This window comes from Janthinobacterium sp. GW822-FHT07A03 (assembly GCF_058798815.1).
In genome coordinates this window covers 39,379-57,691 of record NZ_JBXAKW010000001.1, presented here as the reverse complement: position 1 = coordinate 57,691, position 18,313 = coordinate 39,379, and the positions used below count along the sequence as shown (strand labels likewise).

The window sequence follows — 18,313 nt, the reverse complement described above, 5'->3', positions numbered from 1 at the left end:
TTCAGAGGGGACCGAAAAATGGTCAGGGCAAGGCGCAGCCCCGAAGACAGTACGAATAGTACGGCGAGGGACTGCAACGCAGTCATGGCCATTTTCTCGGGGCCCCTAACGATTTTTTCGCGCTTCGGCCTGTTTCACGGTTTGTTCTATCGCGCCAAACAGCGACTTGCCGTCATCGCCCAGCATTTCCAAACGAACAACATCACCAAACAGCAAGTACGGCGTGCTGGCGACGCCATCGGCGATCATCTCCTGGTTACGTCGCTCAACGATGCTGGAAAAGCCCTTCTTGATTTCCTTGTTGGCGACGCCGCCCGCGCTGACCACGCTGCCGGCGCGCGCATTGCGCGTCTGGCACAGATGGGCGAGCAATTGCGGGTAATTGAACGCCATGTCGGCGCCCGCGTGGGGCTGGCCCGTCAACTTGCCGTTCAGGCTGCAGCGCAAGGCGTAGTGCACCTTGCCGCCGCGCCAGGCGTCGCCCAGCTCGTCGGGCGTGATGGCGACAGGCGAGCACGCCATCGCCGGTTTCGCCTGCAGGAAGCCGTAGCCGCCGGCCTGCTCGTCCGGCGCCAGGTTACGCAAGGTGATGTCGTTGACCAGCATCAACAGCTTGATGTTCAGGTGCGCCTGGTCCGGCGTCGAGCCCATGGCCACGTCGTCCGTGATGGCGGCGATGCCTGCCTCGTAATCGATGCCCCACTGCTCGTGCGCCAGGGTGATGTCGTCGTGGGCGCCGAGGAAATCGTCGCTGGCGCCCTGGTACATGCGCGGCGCGTCGCGCAGATTGGCGGGCACTTCAGTTCCCGCCGCCTTGCAGGCCCGCTCGATCTGCTGCAGATAAGAAACGCTGGCCACGCGCAAGCTGCTGCGCGGCAAGGGCGCCATGCAGTTGGCGGGATCGAACTCGAAGGCGCGATGGCCGCGGCCGCTATTGATGGTCTGGTACAGCAAGTCCAGCTGGGGCGCGATGAAACTCCAGTCGTCGAGCGCCTTTTGCAGGGTCGGGGCGATGCCATCGGCCAGATGGGCCGTTTTCAGGTCGCGCGAGACGACAGCCAGCTGGCCGTCGCGCGTGCCATCCTTCAGGGTAGCTAATTTCATGTAGGAAAAACTTCGTCAAATGCAGGCAATTGAAGGCCAAAGACGCCAAAAAGCCGGGATATTCCCGGCTTTGACGGTCAGGAGAGTTTTACGCGAGGAGAGCGATCTGCTCGGGCGTCAGGTAGCACCACTCGCCTTCCGCGATGCCCAGTGACTCCAGGGTCAGGCTGCCGATGGCGGAACGGTGCAGCGCGCTGCAATGGTTGCCGGCGGCGGCCAGCATGCGCTTGACCTGGTGATATTTGCCTTGCTCGAGCACGATTTCCAGCTGGTGCTCGCCGCGCTTGACGCAGACCAGGGCGGCCAGCGGGGCCGGTTCATCGTGCAATTGCACGCCGGCCAGCAGCAGGGCCACCAGTTCATCGGTCACGGGCTCTTGCGTGGTGGCCTGGTAAATCTTGGGAACGTGGCGCTTCGGCGACGATTGCGCATGGATAAACGGGCCATCGTCGGACATCAGCAGCATGCCGGTCGTATCGTGGTCGAGCCGGCCGACGGGCTGGACTTCGCGCCAGGTGAACTGTTCCGGCAGCAGGGTCAGCACGCCAGGATGGTGGCTGGGCTTGCGCGAGCATTCGAAGTTGGCGGGCTTGTTCAGCGCCAGGTACAGGTGCGCGCGGTAGACCCACTCTTCTTCGAACACGTGCAGCACCAGGCCGTCGGTCTCGACGGTGGTGCGGTAACTGGTCTGGGTGACGCCATCGATGACGACATCGCCATCCTCGATGAGGGAACGACAATATTTACGGGTGCCAAAACCCTGCGATTGCAGGATGCGGTCTAGGGATAATTTACTCATGGGCGTGACTTTACCAGAAGCGGCTGGCAGCGTGAAGCGGCGACACCTGGCGCTGGCGCCAGGCCGCCAAGGGCACACCAGCCTTGCGCAGGCACAGATAAGCTGAAGTACAAGGTGAGATTTCGATATAAATGGACAATTCCTTTGAGCAATATCAAATGCTCGGAATATCGCATTGATAGACTGAAACTTCGTTAGGAATCCGCCTAACCTACTTTAGGAATTGTGGCAGTCGCCACGCTCTCACAAGGACATTGTATGAAGCATACCGATACCATCGCCTTACAAGGCAGCATCGCCGACATGCGCACGCGCATCGCCGCGGAACAGGCGGCCATGCACAAGGTCAGACTCGGCGTGGCGCGCTGGAGCAACACCCCTGCGCAGCAGGACGGGGACGCAACGCCGTCACCAGCAAGCCAGACGCACTGGCATGCCGAGGCCCAATGCCATTTCATGTGCTGGCTGGAACTGGGAGGTTTTGCGCACGCGGATGCGGACGAAAACACGAACGCGGAAATCGACACCGCCCCCGCCATGGCGGACACGCCGCCTGACATCAGTTCCGGCACCAACGCCAGCACCATCGCGACGCCGGCCCGGCAGGCAAGCAGCGTGCCCGCGCACTGCAACGGCTGCGCCGTCTGAAACCGGCCCATCCAACCAGCCATGCCCCGCCCTCGCATGCCTGCCTTGCCAGCACGACCAGACACAGGATCCGGCAACACCATTCCATCCGGCACGCACGACGCACAAAAGGAAACGGCGGCATTGCGCCGCCGTTCCCAAGCCCCATCGGGACTTCAGTGAGGAATGTAAATTCACTCAAAACCACATCTGCGATGCGGCGAGTAGTTCCAAGACCTGCCAATCAAGTTAGTACTGACAACATAGTTGATATATCGCCCCTCCTTGAAAAGAACTACGCTTTCACTATAGCCCAAGCAGCCCCTTTTTCAAGCCAATTTACCACCTAATTGAAAATCATTCTCGACTGGCTTGCCTGCCAGCCAAGAGTCATGTCATCAGCGCAACGCCGGTTGTGACTGCTGCACGGCCGCCTTCATGGCGCCCGCCCCCATGGCCGCGCCGAATTTCTTCAGCACCCGTTCCGGCAAGCCTTCATGCTGCGTGTAGTCGACGATGTCTTCCGCCTTGACGACATCGCGCGCCACGCTGTCGACCGTGCCGAAGTCATCGGCCAGGCCCATTTCCACGGCTTTCGCCCCCGTCCAGTACAGGCCCGAGAAGGTGTCCGGCGTTTCCTTCAGGCGCTTGCCCCGTCCCGCGCGCACGACGTCGATGAATTGCTGGTGGATTTCATTGAGCATGCCTTGCGCATACGCCTTGTGCTTGTCCGTCAGGGGGCTGAATGGGTCCATGAAGCCCTTGTTCTCGCCCGCCGTCAGCAAGCGGCGCTCGACGCCCACCTTTTCCATCACGCCCGTGAAGCCGAAGCCATCCATCAGCACGCCGATGGAACCGACCACGCTGGCCTTGTTGACATAGATGCGGTCGGCGGCGGCGGCGATGTAATAGCCGCCCGAGGCGCACATTTCATCGACCACCACATATAAAGGCTTGTCCGGATAGCCCTTGCGCAGGCGCTGCATCTCGTCGACGATCATGCCCGCCTGCACGGGACTGCCGCCCGGACTATTAATATGCAGCACCACGGCCACGGAGCCGGCGTCGGAAAACGCCTTGTCCAGCGCGGGGATGACGACGGCGGCCGAACCGCTGCCTTCGGACTCGATGGCCCCGCTGATGTCGATCAGGGCCGTGTGGCGGCCCAGGGTTTCGCTGTCGTCGGCCGTGTTGTAGTCATAAAACACCCACAGGGCGAACAACACGATCAGCAGGCCGAACACCTTGAAGAAGATGCTCCAGCGGCGATGCGCGCGTTGTTCTTGCAAAGTGGCAAATACCAGCTTTTCCAGCACGTCGCGCTCCCAGTTCCCCGCAGGGGCGCCGTGGCCGGCGGCTGGCGCGCTGCTGTCCAGCTTGTCATTCGTGTTTTCGCTCATGGTTCACTTTGTTTAAATTACAATAATGCCTGCACCGGGCTTCAGGCCGGCAGCGGCTGGACATACTCGTCGGGCTGCCAGTACAGCTGGCCATCGCGCTCGGTCACGGGAATCGGACGCAAGCGCCCCCCCTTGCAGGGGCCGCCCGCGCAGTAGCCGCTCTCCGGCACATAGATGGCGCCATGCGTCGAACACATCAAATACAAACCGCTGGACTCGAAAAACTCGCCCTCGGCCCAGTCCAGCTCGATCGGTACGTGGGCGCAGCGGTTCAGGTAGCCATACGCCTTGCCGCCGTGGCGCACGACAAAGCCCGTGGTCGCCTCGCCGCCGGCCGAGACGGGAAAGCGCACGCCCTTGCCGCCATCGGCCACGGCGTCGGCCGCACAAATGAACACATCGACAACGTCGCTCATCATGCGTGCTCGCTCAGCCATTGGTGCAAATCGGCCACCGTGGCGGCCGAATACAGCGGCTTGCAAGCCTGCAACTGTTCCACCGGATGCGCTCCATACTCTACGGCAATACCGGCCGCGCCTGCATTGCTTGCCATCAATAAATCATGGCTGGTGTCGCCGATCATCACGGTACGGCGCATGTCCTGCCCCAGTTCGCGCGTCAGCTCCTGCAGCATGGCCGGATGGGGCTTGGAAAACGTTTCATCGGCGCAGCGCGTCGCATCGAACAAGGACAGCAGCTTGACGGCATTCAGCGAACGGTTCAGGCCGACACGGCTCTTGCCCGTGGCGACGGCCAGAAAGTACGCTTGCTGCGAGAGTTCCTGCAGCATCTCTTGCACGCCGGGAAACAGGGTCAGTTCATGGTCGCGCGACAGATAGTGATAACGGTAGCGTTCGGCCATGCGCGCATGGTATTTCGGCTCCACATCGGGCATCACCAGTTGCATCGCTTCCTGCAAGCCCAGGCCGATCACATGCGAGGCCAGCAACTCGGTGGGAATTGGCAAGCCCAGGTCTTTGGCCGACGCCTGGATGCACTTGACGATGGTCGAGGTACTGTCTATCAGGGTACCGTCCCAATCGAAGACGATCAGATCAAATTGCTTTCTTGCCATGTTTCCCGACGGCAAAGCCGCCGGCTCCTTGAGAATGAATGATGGCGACTGACTACCTTGTGGGTAGCGTCGCGCGCACGGTGACTATTTAGCGTGCGGCAACGGCCAATGGTTTGCCCAAGCTTACCAAGAAACGCTCGCATTCGGCAGCCAGCGGCGCGTTCAGGGTCATCGTCCTGCCCGTTTCCGGATGCGTAAACGTGATCTGGTGCGCGTGCAGGAACATGCGTTTCAGGGCGCCGCGCGTGCTGTCGGCTTTCAACAGGGCGCGGTTGAGGGCGAAGTCGCCATATTTATCGTCGCCGGCGATGGGGAAACCGGACGACGACAGGTGCACGCGGATCTGGTGCGTGCGTCCCGTCTTCAATTCCGCTTCCAGCAAGGCGAAGTTGTGATATTTATGCAACAGCGAAAACACCGTGTGCGAGGCCAGGCCATCGGCCTGCACGGCCACCCGGCGCTCGCCTTCGGCCGTCGTATATTTATGCAACGGCAACTTGATATGCTGGCGCGCATTCTTCCAGTCGCCGGCCACCAGCACCAGATAGCGTTTATCCGTGACGCCGTCGCGCATCTGTTCGTGCAAATTCGTCAACGCGGAACGTTTCTTTGCCAGCAACAGCAGGCCGGACGTGTCGCGGTCCAGGCGGTGCACCAGTTCCAGGAACTTGGCGTCGGGGCGCGAGGCGCGCAATTGCTCGATCACGCCGAACGACACGCCCGAGCCGCCATGCACGGCCACGCCGGCCGGCTTGTCGATGACGAGCAGCTGCGCATCTTCGAAGATGATCTTGAATTCGGCGGCCGGCGCGCCCGTGGGCGCCTTTTCGGCCACGCGCACGGGTGGAATGCGCACCACGTCGCCGGCGGCGAGACGGTACAGCTGATCGATACGGCCTTTATTGACCCGCACTTCTCCTGATCGCAAGATCCGGTAGATGTGGCTTTTAGGCACTCCCTTGCACACTCTTAATAAGTAGTTGTCGATACGCTGGCCTGCTTCTTCCTCGGCGATCGTTACGAATTGGGCTTGCGGCTGAACCGGGGGTGTTGAAGGGGGAACAACATCATTTTGACTCTTCATTTACTATGTCTTCCCAGAAATCTCTCTAAGTCCTTCATTTTGAATATATAATTGTTTTTGCTGCGGCCCTGGCTGCTGCGAGTGTAAGAATAAAAGCACATTTTACACAGGGGCGTCTCCACCGGCCTCGCCAAATTGCAAATTCGGTGGAAAAAAATGTATATGCACCATCCCTGCGCGAATCAAGGTTGCACCGTAGTTGTAATCGGATAACGCGTGGAGATGCTGAAGTGAGTGTATTGGATTATAAGGATAAGTACCCGTTAGCGCGACTTATCGAGTCGGGCTCGCGGGTTGATGAAGTTGATAACGCTTGCCGTTTTCGCCAAACCCCGTATGCGGCCACAATACTGAGGGTTGTCGATGAATAGGCTGAGGCCAAGCCTCGCCATCGCGATCCCTGTAATAAGCCGGCTTACGATTTGGCTCTGAATTTGCTGACCACTTGCATTCTCTGCCCCCGATGCCGTTCATTCTCATTCGGGCTGTTTCAGATGAGTTGCAAGTGTCCTGTGCACTCGGCATGACGATTGACCTCACCGCGCCTGTTGCGGCCGTAACGTATACCTCGTACGCGTTGTTGCTCCGCACGCTAAGGCATTTCCCCCGCCAACACTCCCGTTCTCGCATATATCCCTGTACTTCGCCGCTTCCCCGGAAGCGGCTTTGAGATGGCCTACGGGTCGCGGAGTTATAAAAATGAAACGCATGTTGTTTAATGCCACGCAGCAAGAAGAACTGCGCGTAGCGATTGTCGACGGACAAAAACTGATCGACATCGATATCGAGACAGCCGGGCGCGAACAGCGCAAATCCAACATCTACAAGGGCGTGATCACGCGCATCGAGCCATCGCTCGAAGCGTGCTTCGTCAGCTATGGCGAAGACCGCCACGGCTTCCTGCCTTTCAAGGAAGTTGCCCGCACGTATTTCCGCGAAGGCGTGGATGTGCGTAACGCTTCCGTCAAGGAAGCGCTGCGCGAAGGCCAGGAAATCATGGTGCAAGTGGAAAAAGAAGAGCGCGGCAACAAGGGCGCCGCCCTGACCTCGTTCGTCTCGCTGGCCGGCCGCTACCTGGTATTGATGCCGAACAACCCGCGTGGCGGTGGCGTATCGCGCCGCGTGGAAGGGGAAGAGCGCCAGGAATTGCGCGAAACCATGGATAAACTGGACTTGCCTGCTGGCATGTCCGTGATTGCCCGCACCGCCGGCATCGGCCGCAACGTCGATGAACTGCAGTGGGACTTGAATTACCTGATGCAACTGTGGCGCGCCATCGAAGGCGCCGGCAAGTCGGCCAACGGCGCTTTCCTGATCTACCAGGAATCCTCGCTCGTCATCCGCGCCATCCGCGACTACTTCCAGCCCGACATCGGCGAGATCCTGATCGACACCGACGAGATCTACGACCAGGCGCACCAGTTCATGAGCCACGTGATGCCCGACATGGTGCACCGCGTCAAACGCTACAGCGACGACGTGCCGCTGTTCTCGCGCTTCCAGATCGAACACCAGATCGAAACGGCCTACAGCCGCACCGTGCCGCTGCCATCGGGCGGCGCCATCGTCATCGACCACACCGAAGCGCTGGTCTCCGTCGACGTCAACTCGGCCCGCGCCACGCGCGGCTCGGACATCGAGACGACCGCCTTCAACACCAACTGCGAAGCGGCCGAAGAAGTGGCCCGCCAGCTGCGTTTGCGCGACCTGGGCGGCTTGATCGTCATCGACTTCATCGACATGGAAGTGGCAAAAAACCAGCGCGAAGTGGAACAGCGCCTGAAAGACGCGCTGCACCATGACCGTGCCCGTGTACAAATGGGCAAGATTTCCCGCTTCGGCCTGATGGAACTGTCGCGCCAGCGCCTGCGCCCTTCGCTGTCCGAAGGCTCGCACGTGACGTGCCCGCGCTGCTCCGGCACCGGCCACATCCGCGACACGGAATCGTCCGCACTGCAGGTGCTGCGCATCATCCAGGAAGAAGCGATGAAGGAAAACTCGGCCACCATCCACGTGCAAGTGCCCGTGGACGTGGGCGCCTTCCTGCTGAACGAAAAGCGCGGCGAAGTGCTGAAGATCGAGAACCGCCACCGCATCGCCGTGATCCTGATCCCGAACAAGCATCTGGAAACGCCGCACTACAAGCTCGAACGCATCAAGCACGACGATCCGCGTCTGGAAGACAGCCAGGCCAGCTACAACCTGGCCGAAAGCGCTGAAACCGATATGGCGTACAGCAAGCGCCAGAAGGAAGAAGCCAAGCCGCGCCAGGAAGCCGTCGTCAAGACGATCACGCCTGACCAGCCGGCACCGCTGGTCGAGCGCAAGCCCGTCGAAGCGAAACCGGCTCCCGTGGCCGCGCCTGCCGCACCGCAAGGCCTGATCGCCAAGATCATCAGCTTCTTCACCGGCGCCCCGGCACCGGTGGCGCCAGCGCCCGCCCCTGTCGCACCGGCCAAGCCGGCCGGCACCGACCGCGGCGACCGCAACAGCCGTGGCCCGCGTGGCCGTGGCCGCAACGGCAAGCCTGGCCGCGAAGAGCGCGAACCAGGCCAGGGCCGCCCAGCCCAGGACGATGCAGCGAAAGAAGCGGAAGCACTGGAAAAAGCGGCACGTCCGCCACGCCCGCCGCGTCCGCCACGCGAACCGCGTGAAGCCCGCGAGAACGGCGATACGGCAGCAGCACCACGCGAACGCGGTGAACGTCCTGAACGCGCGGAACGTCCCGAGCGCGCAGAGCGCCCGGAACGTGCCGAACGTCCGCCACGCCAGCCGCGCGAAGGCCGCGAACCACGCGCCGACAAGGCTGTTGTTGCTGAAGTGAAAGCTGACGAACTGGCCCTGGTTGGCGCCAGCGCCAGCGCAATCAACGTGGTCGTGGCGTCAAACGGCCCTGAATCCGACGCCGCACCAACGAGCTTGCTGAAAGCGCCGGCGAATGCCGGTCCTGAAGGCGAAGAGACGGAAAACGACGTGGAAGGCGAAGAACCGCGCCGCCGCCGTCGTCGTGGTGGCCGCAACCGCAACCGCCGCGACCGCGAAACGGGCGAGCTGATCGAATCGGCAAATGGCGAAAACGAAGGCCAGGACGCGCCAGTGATCAGCTTTACGGTCGCTCCGGCGCCGGAAGCTGCCGCTGATGCGGCCCCGGTCGCCGTCGTGGCTGCCGCCGCTGTCGTCGCCGTCGCGGCGCCGGTGGAAGCTGCCGTCGTGGAAGTGGTCGAAGTGGTGGAAGTGGCCAAGGTGGTGGACATCGCCAAGGCCGAAGTAGCCGCTCCTGCCGCTGCAGCTGCGCCAGTTGCTGAAGTGATCGTGCCGCAAGCCCCTGTGGAAGCCGTCGTTGCTGCAGCGCAAGCTGAACCAGCCGCTGCCGAACCGGCACCAGCTGCCGAGTACAGCTTTGCCGAGAAAGCGGAAGCTGCACCGGCGCCAGCGCCTGCGCCAGCGGAAGTCATCGTCGAAGCGGCGCCAGTCGTGGAAACGGCTGCGGTCGTGGAAACCGCCGCAGTGGCTGAAGCAGCGCCAGTCGCCGAAGCAGCGCCGGCCGTGGTGGAAGCTGCCCCGGCGGTTGCCGAAGTTGCTCCTGCGCCAGCACCTGTCGCTGCTCCGGCTCCTGTAGCAGCTCCTGCTCCTGCTCCTGCTCCTATCGCGGCTCCTGCTTCCGCACCGGCGCCATCGCCAGTGCCTGCGCCGCTGGACTTGAACGCGGTGCTTGGTTCGGCCGGCCTGACCCTGGCTGCTACCGATCCGGAAAAACTGCGCCTGGCGCAGGAAGCCGCTGCCAAGGCCGTCGCTCCCGTGCGCAAGCCGCGCGAACGCAAGCCATTGCCGCCGCAATCGGATGAGCCGTTGATCCAGGTCAACACGCAACGTCCATAAGCGCGCCGGGTTCGCCCAGCCGCCAATGATGAAAGGGGGAGCTCAGGCTTCCCCTTTTTTATGTCCACTCTCCTTGCCAGCCCGCCGCCATGCACGAGAACGCCAACCTGCCCCGTCCCGACCCCGTCAGCCTGCGCAGCGCGTTCTGGTACTGGCTCAAGCTGGGCTGCGTCAGCTTTGGCGGCCCCGCCGGACAGATCGCCATGATGCATGCGGAACTGGTGGAAAAGCGGCGCTGGATTTCCGAGCAGCGTTTCCTGCACGCCCTCAATTACTGCATGCTGCTGCCGGGGCCGGAAGCGACCCAGCTGGCCATCTACATCGGCTGGCTGATGCACCGCACGCGCGGCGCCCTGGTAGCGGGCCTGCTATTCCTGCTGCCCTCGCTGCTGGTGCTGATCGCCCTGTCCTGGCTCTACATGGCGTATGGCCACGTGGCCGCCATCGCCGGCATCCTGTACGGCATCAAGCCGGCCGTCGTCGCCATCGTGCTGGCGGCCGCCTGGCGCCTGGGCCGGCGCACCTTGCGCAGCCCCGGCCTGACGGCCATCGCGGCAGCGGCATTTATCGCCATCGCCGTGCTACGGCTGCCATTTCCCTTGATCGTGCTCACCGCTGCTCTGCTGGGCATGGCGGGCGGGCGCTGGCTGCCCACCCATTTTCAAGCCGGTGGCACGCAACATGGCGGCGTGGCCCGCTACGGCGCCGCCCTGATCGATGACGACACGCCCACGCCGCAGCACGCGCAGCTCAAATGGCCGCGCCTGCTGGCCACCTGCGCGCTGGGCCTGGCGCTGGCTTTCATCACCTGGCTGAGCCTGGCGCTGGCGGGCGGGGCCGACCAGCCGCTGGCGCAGATGGGTGTGTTTTTCAGCAAGGCGGCCCTGCTGACGTTCGGCGGCGCGTATGCCGTGCTGCCCTATCTGGTGCAGGGCGCCGTCGATCATTACCACTGGATCACGAGCGCGCAGATGATGGATGGCCTGGCCCTGGGCGAAACGACGCCCGGCCCCCTGATCATGATCGTCGCCTTCATCGGCTTTGTGGGCGGCTGGAGCCACGCCGTGCTGGGCAGCAACCTGTGGCTGGCGGGCGTGTGCGGCGCGCTGGTCGCCAGCTGGTTCACCTTCCTGCCCTCGTTCATCTTCATCCTGGCCGGCGCACCGCTGGTGGAAGCGTCGCGCGGCAATTTGCGCCTGAGCGCGCCCCTGAGCGCCATCTCGGCGGCCGTGGTGGGCGTCATCGCCAGCCTGGCGCTGTTCTTTGGCCGCCATGTCTTCTGGCAAGAAAATCCGCTGCCCCACTGGGACTGGCTGGCGATGATCATCGCGCTGGCGGCCGGCGTGGCGCTGCTCAAGTTTCAAATGGGAACCATCAAATTGCTGCTCGCCTGTGCCATCTTCGGCCTCGTGCTATCGTATCTGCCTTGACCGATTTAACGTAAGTGGTATCACCTTTCATGGCTGACAAGATTATCTACCTCGCCGAAGCCCGCAATGGGGTCCCGGCGATCCCCGCGCGGCTGGAAAGTCCCAGCGGCAGCGTGGCCGACAGCCTGGGCCGGCCCCTGCACGACTTGCGCATTTCGATTACCGACCGCTGCAATTTCCGTTGCGTGTATTGCATGCCCAAGGACGTGTTCGACAAGAACCACGTGTATCTGCCGCACACGGATTTGCTGTCGTTCGAGGAAATCACGCGCATCGCGCGCCTGTTCGTCGCGCACGGCGTGGAAAAGATCCGCCTGACGGGCGGCGAACCGCTGCTGCGCAAGAATATCGAAAAGCTCGTCGCCATGCTGGCCGAGCTGCGCACGCCGTCGGGCCAGCCGCTGGACCTGACCCTGACGACCAACGGTTCCTTGCTCGCCAGAAAGGCGCAAGCACTCAAGGACGCGGGCCTGAACCGCGTCACCGTCTCGCTCGACTCGCTCGATGACGCCACCTTCAAGCGCATGAACGACGTCGATTTCGCCGTGGCCGACGTGCTGCACGGCATCGATGCAGCGCACGCGGCGGGCCTGGGGCCCATCAAGATCAACATGGTCGTCAAGGCCGGCATGAACGAGCAGGAAATCGTGCCCATGGCGCGCCACTTCAAGGGCACGCCCTACATTCTGCGCTTCATCGAATACATGGACGTGGGCGCCTCGAACGGCTGGAACTTGCAGGAAGTCATCCCGTCCGCCGAGGTGGTGCGCCGTATCGGCGAACACATGCCCTTGCTGCCCATCGACCCGAACTACACGGGCGAGACGGCGGCGCGCTGGCGTTATGCCGATGGCGGCGGCGAAATCGGCCTCATCTCCAGCGTCACGCAAGCGTTCTGCGCCGACTGCAGCCGCGCCCGCCTATCGACCGAGGGCAAGCTGTACACGTGTCTGTTCGCCAGCAGCGGCCACGACTTGCGCAGCCTGCTGCGCGGCGGCCGCAGCGACGCGGAAATTTCCTCGGCCGTGGCGCAATTGTGGCGCGGCCGCGGCGACCGCTATTCGCAATTGCGCACCAGCCAGACGGATTTGACGGGCGGCGCGCTTGAGCACGGTAAAAAGAAAGTGGAAATGTCGTACATCGGCGGCTGATTCGGAAGCGGCGCGCGCCCGCCGCTGCTACCATGGCGCATGCACCAATTTTCCTACCTGACATGATCAACAAACACGATATTACCGGCCTGATCCTGGCCGGCGGCCTGGGCACGCGCATGGGCCAGCGCGACAAGGGCATGCTGCCCCTGCATGGCCAGCCCCTGGCGCGCCACGTGCTGCAGCGCCTGGCGCCGCAAGTGGGCCAGCTGGCCATCAGCGTCCACGCCGATGCCGGAGATTACGCGCGCTTCGGCGTGCCCGTGTGGCCGGACGCGCTGCCGGGCCAGCTGGGGCCGCTGGCCGGCTTGCACAGCGGCATGCAGCACGCCGGCACGGCCTACCTGCTGACCGTGCCGTGCGACTCGCCCCTGCTGCCGCCCGACTTGGCAGCGCGCCTGGCGGCCGGTTTGACGCAGGACAATGCCGACCTGGCCATCGCCGTCACCGAAGAGATCGATCCGGCGACGGGATCGGCGGTACGCCGCCCCCATCCCGTCTTTTGCCTGGTGAAAACATCGGCCCTGCCCCGGCTCGATGCCTACCTGCGCGGCGGCGAGCGCCGCATGCGCACCTGGCACGGCCCCTTGAAACTGGCCGAAGTGCTCTTCGAGGATGGCGCCGCGTTTGGCAACATCAATACGCCGGACCAGCTGGCCGCCCTGCAGGCGCAGGGATTGAGCGTGCCGGTGGCGCAAGCCATCCTGGCCGGCAGCGTCACGCCCGTGGCCGGGATCGAGGAATTGCCGCTGCCGCAAGCGTTCGAGCGCATGCTGGCGGCCGACATCATCTCGCCCATCAGCGTGCCCGCGCACGACAATTCCGCCATGGATGGCTATGCGCTTCACGGGGCTGACCTTGGCGCCGACCTGGGCGGCGACACGCCAGTGACCTTGGCCGTGGTCGACACCATCCTGGCGGGCCGCCCCGGCACCGTCAAAGTGGGGCGCGGGCAATGCGCGCGCATCATGACGGGCGCCGTCATGCCCGATGGCTGCGACAGCGTGGTACCGCAGGAACTCGTGCTGCAAGCCAGCGAAACCAGCATCACGCTGGCGCCGGACTGCATCCGCCCCGGCGACAACCGCCGTTTCAAGGGCGAAGACTTGATGCAAGGCAAACCGGCCTTGCTGCAGGGCAAGCGCCTGGGCCCGGCCGAACTGGGTTTATTGGCCTCGCTGGGCATCGCCACGGTGCCCGTGCGCCGCCGCCTGCGCGTGGCCTTCTTTTCCACCGGCGACGAATTGCGCTCGATCGGCGAGCAGCTCGACGCGGGCTGTATCTACGACAGCAACCGCTACACCCTGCTGGGCATGCTGACCCGCCTCGGCTGCGACGTGCTCGACATGGGCATCGTCAAGGACAATCCGCAAGCGCTGGAAGCGGCCCTGCGCGGCGCCTGCGCCAAGGCCGACGTCATCGTCACCTCGGGCGGCGTCTCCAGCGGCGCGGCCGATTTTACGCGCGAGATCCTGGCGCGCCTCGGTGAAGTGGCCTTCTGGCAAATCAACATGCGCCCGGGCCGCCCCATGGCCTTTGGCCGGATTGCCAGCGAAGGCGACACGGCCTTGCTGCTGGGCCTGCCCGGCAACCCCGTGGCCGTGATGGCGGCGTTTTATTTCCTCGCCCGCCCCACCCTGCTGCGCCTGATGGGCGCCGATGCGGACACGGCCAGCCTGCCCCTGCTGCAGGTGGCGGCGCAGGCACCGATCCGCAAGAAACGGGGCCGCACGGAATACCAGCGCGGCATCCTCGAGCGCGGCGCAGACGGGCGCCAGCACGTGCGCGTGACGGGCGCGCAAGGCTCGGGCATCCTGCGCTCGATGACGCAGGCGAACTGCATGATCGTGCTGCATGAGGCGCAAGGCCACGTGGCGGCCGGCGACCTCGTCGACGTCGTGCTGTTCCATGGGCTGATGTAAGCAACTCCCCCCGCCCCTTCTCCCTGACGGCCCGCCATGCGCGGGCCGTTTGCTTTTCCCCATTGCAATCAATTTCCCCCGCGCGGCAGCCGTTCGCCTATCGAGATAAAAATATTAATAATCTCCCGCTAAAATAAATCAATAAACACAACACTAATTGTAATAATTTTATTTATTAGTTGATATTGAAGTTTCTTCGGTGATAACATTCGAACTCACACAAAAGTTCAATTTTGATATTGTTTTCACGAGGAAACTACCAATGAAACACGGCCCATGGATAGCGAGCACCTGCATGCTGGGTGCGGCAGTCATATTCGGCATGTTGTCTCTGGCTCCCCTGCCTGCCTACGCGAAAGGCGTGGCCCGCGCCGACGTGCTCGATAACTGCAACTGGAACCGTCCCGGCGTCGATCCGTTCATGGGTGACGTGGTGGCGGCCGTGGACCGCTATACGGATATCGCGCCGCAGGTGCGCGAACAATTGAAGGAGCGCATGCGCGCGCGCCAGTACGACGAGATCGTGGTGATCAGCCGCGACGCCATCCGCGGCAAGGGCAATTACAACGCGCGCATCAGCGAGATGCATTTCGGCCCGGGCCGCGTTTGCCGCAATGTCACGCGCGCGGGCTGGAGCGAACAGATGCAGGAACGGGGACTCGTGTATTGCGTGCAGGGCCAGTGCATCCTGGTGCCGACGATTTGCCGCAACGTCAGCCGCATCACGCAGGCGCCCGCGTCGGCGCCGCCGGCGGCCGGTGCCGCTCCCGGCGGTGCCGCACCGGGAGCCGCCGCGCCCGCCGCCCCGGAAGCGGCAGGCGTGCCCGTGCTCGACAATCCCGACGCCTTGCGCGGCGGCTCGTTCACGGGCGGCGCCATGCCGACCGAGGTGGCCAGCATTCCTTTCCTGCCCTTCGATTATGTGCGTACCGTCAGCGACATCGGCCCGCCGGCCGGCACGGGCGGCGGCGGTGGCGGAGGTGGTGGCGGCAAGCCGCCAGACCAGGGCAGCAGCATCATCGTGCCGCCCACCGTGATCCTGCCGACCCTGCCGCCCACCGGCCCGACAGTCCTGCCGGCCGTGCCGGAACCGCACACCTGGGCCATGCTGCTGGCGGGCCTGGCGCTGACGGCCTTCGGCGCCAGAAAACGCCGGGCCGGCAAGCATGCCGCCTGAGACGTAGCCAGCCGGATGCGGACTTGTTACTATGATGTATTCCAGACAAGGACCGCCATGCCCGACATCGATAGCCGTTTGACACGCATGACTGCGCTACGCAGGGAAGGCCGGCATGCGGAGGCGCTGCAGCTGCTGCAACAGCTGTTCGCCGACACCGGACGAGTCGTGAATCCGGCAAGGTCGAGCCATTTCATCCCCATGCTGGAGTGGAAGTTTTTGGCCGAGGCCTACGCGCCGGCGTACACCGCACTGCAGGTGGAGCGTGACGCGCAAATACAGCTGCTGCTGTCAGGCGAGCACGATTTCGGACGCCACGACAGTAGCGTGCCGCCGGCAAGCAACGCGTTCGGCCACACATCGCGTTTTTCTCTCATCGCCGAAATGAACGAGACGCTGGGCGATGTCCATTCCACCGCCGACCTGTTCGCCAAGCTGGACGCCAGCGCCCCGGAACTGGCGCGCCAGTACGCCTGGCAAGCGCTGCCAGCCGTCGTCGAAGTGGGCAATTTTGCGCTGGCGGAGCGCTACCGCAGCCCCGCCCCGCTGGCACACCTCGAGACTGTCAATGCCCTCGCCGCCAGCCAGCCCCTGCTCCCTGCGCCGGGCACGGCACCGCGCCTGGCGGCGGAGTTGATGAATCTGGTGACAGACGTGCGGATCGCCGCTGCCGTACTGCGCGGCCAGGGACAGGCCGCCGAGGCCGGCGCGCTGTGCGCCGCCTTGCTGGCCGGCCTGGCGAATGACGCCATGCGCACGCTGGCGCAGCGCGAGCTCGATGCGCCCGGCAGCATCACCGCTGCCATCGTCAGGCGCCAGATGGACGAGGACGCACAGGCCTAGCCGGCCGCTGCGGCGAACAGGACGGCGCTATTCGCCGTCCGCCTTACCCAGCAGCAAGGCAGCCGCCTCGCCCGGCAAGGCTTCCACGGATTTCAATTTGCGCGCCATCTGCCGGCTGCGCACTTCCGCGCTTTCGATGTTCTTCGCCGCCTTTTCCAGGGTCAGCCGGGTTTGCGATAGTACGTCGCCGAACTTGCCGAACTCCGTCTTGACGGCGCCCAGCACCTGCCACACCTCGGACGAGCGCTTTTCCAGCGCCAGGGTGCGGAAACCCATCTGCAGGCTGTTGAGCAAGGCCGTCAGGGTCGATGGCCCGGCGATGCTGACCCGGTGCACGCGCTGCAATTCGTCGGCCAGGCCCGGGCGGCGCAGCACTTCCGCATACAGGCCTTCCGTAGGCAGGAAGAGGATGGCAAAGTCGGTGGTCTGCGGCGGCGCCAGGTATTTCTCGGCGATGGTCTTCGCCTCGCCCCGCACGGCCCGTTCCAGTTCGCGGCCGGCCAGGGCCACGCCGTCGGCATCGGCCCGCTCGGCCGCCTCGACCAGGCGTTCGTATTGTTCCTTGGGGAATTTCGCGTCGATCGGCATCCACACGGGCGCGCCGCCCTCGACCATGCCCGGCAACTTCAAGGCAAATTCCACGCGCGCGCCGGTTCCAGGCACCGTTTCCACGTTCTTCGCATACTGGTCGACAGTGAGTACCTGCTCCAGCAGCATTTCCAGCTGCACTTCGCCCCACGTTCCCCGCGTCTTGACGTTGGTGAGCACCCGCTTCAAGTCGCCCACGCCCAGCGCCAGCTGCTGCATCTCGCCGAGACCCTGGTGGACCTTTTCCAGCCGCTCCGACACTTGCTGGAACGAGGCGGAAAGCCGCGTTTCCAGCGTGGCGTGCAGTTTCTCGTCGACCGTCTTGCGCATCTCTTCCAGGCGCGCGCCATTGTCGGCCTGCAAGTCACGGATCTTGTTTTCCAGCGTGGCGCGCACTTCCAGCATGCGCTGCGCATTCGATTCCGTCAGCTGGGCCAGGGTCTGGTTGGTACTTTCGGCAAAGCGCGCCAGGCTTTGCGCCTGCTCCTCGCGCCCGACCTTGCCCTGCGCCTGCATCTGCGTGCGCAGGCTGTCGAGCTGCTGCAGGGTTGCTGCCTGGAATTGCGCCAGGCCGGCGGCCAGGTCTTGCCGCGTGGCTTGCGCCGACGCCTGCAGTTGCAGCCGCACTTCGCGCTCGACCCGGTCGATGCGTTCCAGGCTTTGCTGCTGGTGCTGCTGCACCAGCGCCAGGGTGGTGGCGCCATCGCCGGCCGCGCCACGGGGGCGCAGCAGCAGCAAGAACAACAGGACGATGGCGGCGATGGCGGCGCCCAGCAGGCTGTAGAACTCGATTGGGCTCATGGGATCAGTCAGGTTTGTTGCGCATCCAGTCGGCCGTCTGATAGAACGATTCCATCAGGCGCACGCGCAAGGATTCTTCGATGCCCGTGTCTTCCATGGCCCAGGCCATGGCGCGCAGCCACTGGTCGCGCTCGCTGGTGCCGATGGCATAGGGCAAGTGCCGGGCGCGCAGGCGCGGGTGGCCGAATTTCTCGATATACAAATCCGGGCCGCCCATCCAGCCCGTCAGGAAGAAATACAGCTTGTCGCGCGAACCGTCCGTCGAGGGCGGATGCATGACGCGGATGCCGGCGAACTCGGGTTCGAGTTCCATCAAGTCATAAAAACGGTCGACCATTTCACGCAGCACGGGGGCGCCGCCGATGGTCTCGTACAGGGTGGGGGCAGTGGTATCAGTCATGGCCGCCATGATAGCGCAAGCATCGGCGCTCCA

General features: G+C 63.8%; 15 protein-coding genes. 7 read left to right on the top strand and 8 right to left on the bottom strand.

The window, feature by feature from the left end; all coding sequences use genetic code 11:
- Positions 1–105 precede the first annotated feature (105 nt).
- Both AC1RJW_RS00255 and AC1RJW_RS00250 read right to left on the bottom strand, forming a co-directional pair.
- A complete protein-coding gene (locus AC1RJW_RS00255) occupies positions 106–1,104 on the bottom strand; it encodes a fumarylacetoacetate hydrolase family protein (RefSeq protein WP_493042501.1) in 999 nt (332 codons plus the stop codon).
- Positions 1,105–1,192: 88 nt separating this feature from the next.
- The gene (locus AC1RJW_RS00250; protein ID WP_070312176.1) at positions 1,193–1,903 is read right to left on the bottom strand and encodes a pseudouridine synthase; all 711 of its coding nucleotides are present in this window, start codon (positions 1,901–1,903) and stop codon (positions 1,193–1,195) included.
- 258 nt (positions 1,904–2,161) lie between these two features.
- Here AC1RJW_RS00250 and AC1RJW_RS00245 point away from each other — a divergent pair, with 258 nt between their 5' ends.
- Positions 2,162–2,551, top strand: coding sequence for a hypothetical protein (locus tag AC1RJW_RS00245; protein WP_493042497.1), 390 nt, complete (start codon positions 2,162–2,164; stop codon positions 2,549–2,551).
- A 377-nt stretch (positions 2,552–2,928) separates the two neighbouring features.
- Here AC1RJW_RS00245 and AC1RJW_RS00240 read toward each other — a convergent pair whose 3' ends face one another.
- The 4 genes from AC1RJW_RS00240 to AC1RJW_RS00225 form a co-directional block, all read right to left on the bottom strand.
- A complete protein-coding gene (locus AC1RJW_RS00240; protein WP_493042496.1) occupies positions 2,929–3,930 on the bottom strand; it encodes a S49 family peptidase in 1,002 nt (333 codons plus the stop codon).
- Between the two features lie 41 nt (positions 3,931–3,971).
- Complete coding sequence (locus tag AC1RJW_RS00235) at positions 3,972–4,349, bottom strand: Rieske (2Fe-2S) protein (RefSeq protein WP_219135986.1); 378 nt, start codon at positions 4,347–4,349, stop codon at positions 3,972–3,974.
- Positions 4,346–5,005, bottom strand: coding sequence for an HAD-IIIA family hydrolase (locus AC1RJW_RS00230; protein ID WP_141170439.1), 660 nt, complete (start codon positions 5,003–5,005; stop codon positions 4,346–4,348). The genes AC1RJW_RS00235 and AC1RJW_RS00230 overlap by 4 nt, the downstream gene beginning before the upstream one ends.
- Positions 5,006–5,093: 88 nt before the next feature.
- On the bottom strand, positions 5,094–6,089 hold the full coding sequence (locus tag AC1RJW_RS00225; protein WP_493042494.1) for an RluA family pseudouridine synthase: 996 nt from the start codon (positions 6,087–6,089) through the stop codon (positions 5,094–5,096).
- Positions 6,090–6,788: 699 nt separating this feature from the next.
- Between AC1RJW_RS00225 and AC1RJW_RS00220 the strand changes: the two genes are divergently transcribed.
- From AC1RJW_RS00220 to AC1RJW_RS00195, 6 genes are all read left to right on the top strand, one after another.
- Positions 6,789–9,968: an Rne/Rng family ribonuclease gene (locus AC1RJW_RS00220; protein ID WP_493042493.1), complete on the top strand. Its 3,180-nt coding sequence runs from the start codon at positions 6,789–6,791 to the stop codon at positions 9,966–9,968.
- Between the two features lie 89 nt (positions 9,969–10,057).
- Positions 10,058–11,398 carry a chromate efflux transporter gene (gene chrA, locus AC1RJW_RS00215; protein WP_493042492.1) on the top strand — a complete coding sequence of 447 codons (1,341 nt, stop codon included), beginning with the start codon at positions 10,058–10,060 and terminating at the stop codon, positions 11,396–11,398.
- 29 nt (positions 11,399–11,427) lie between these two features.
- Positions 11,428–12,549: a GTP 3',8-cyclase MoaA gene (gene moaA / locus AC1RJW_RS00210; protein WP_493042490.1), complete on the top strand. Its 1,122-nt coding sequence runs from the start codon at positions 11,428–11,430 to the stop codon at positions 12,547–12,549.
- A gap of 62 nt (positions 12,550–12,611) precedes the next feature.
- A complete protein-coding gene (gene moeA, locus AC1RJW_RS00205) occupies positions 12,612–14,471 on the top strand; it encodes a molybdopterin molybdotransferase MoeA (protein WP_493042487.1) in 1,860 nt (619 codons plus the stop codon).
- Positions 14,472–14,733: 262 nt separating this feature from the next.
- Positions 14,734–15,648: an MHFG family PEP-CTERM protein gene (locus AC1RJW_RS00200; RefSeq protein ID WP_493042484.1), complete on the top strand. Its 915-nt coding sequence runs from the start codon at positions 14,734–14,736 to the stop codon at positions 15,646–15,648.
- 57 nt (positions 15,649–15,705) lie between these two features.
- Positions 15,706–16,491, top strand: a complete 786-nt coding sequence (locus AC1RJW_RS00195) for a hypothetical protein (protein WP_493042482.1) — start codon at positions 15,706–15,708, stop codon at positions 16,489–16,491.
- 27 nt (positions 16,492–16,518) lie between these two features.
- Here AC1RJW_RS00195 and AC1RJW_RS00190 read toward each other — a convergent pair whose 3' ends face one another.
- Positions 16,519–17,880, bottom strand: a complete 1,362-nt coding sequence (locus AC1RJW_RS00190; RefSeq protein WP_493042480.1) for a DNA recombination protein RmuC — start codon at positions 17,878–17,880, stop codon at positions 16,519–16,521.
- Positions 17,881–17,884: 4 nt separating this feature from the next.
- Complete coding sequence (locus AC1RJW_RS00185) at positions 17,885–18,280, bottom strand: group II truncated hemoglobin (RefSeq protein WP_034754244.1); 396 nt, start codon at positions 18,278–18,280, stop codon at positions 17,885–17,887.
- Positions 18,281–18,313 lie beyond the last annotated feature (33 nt).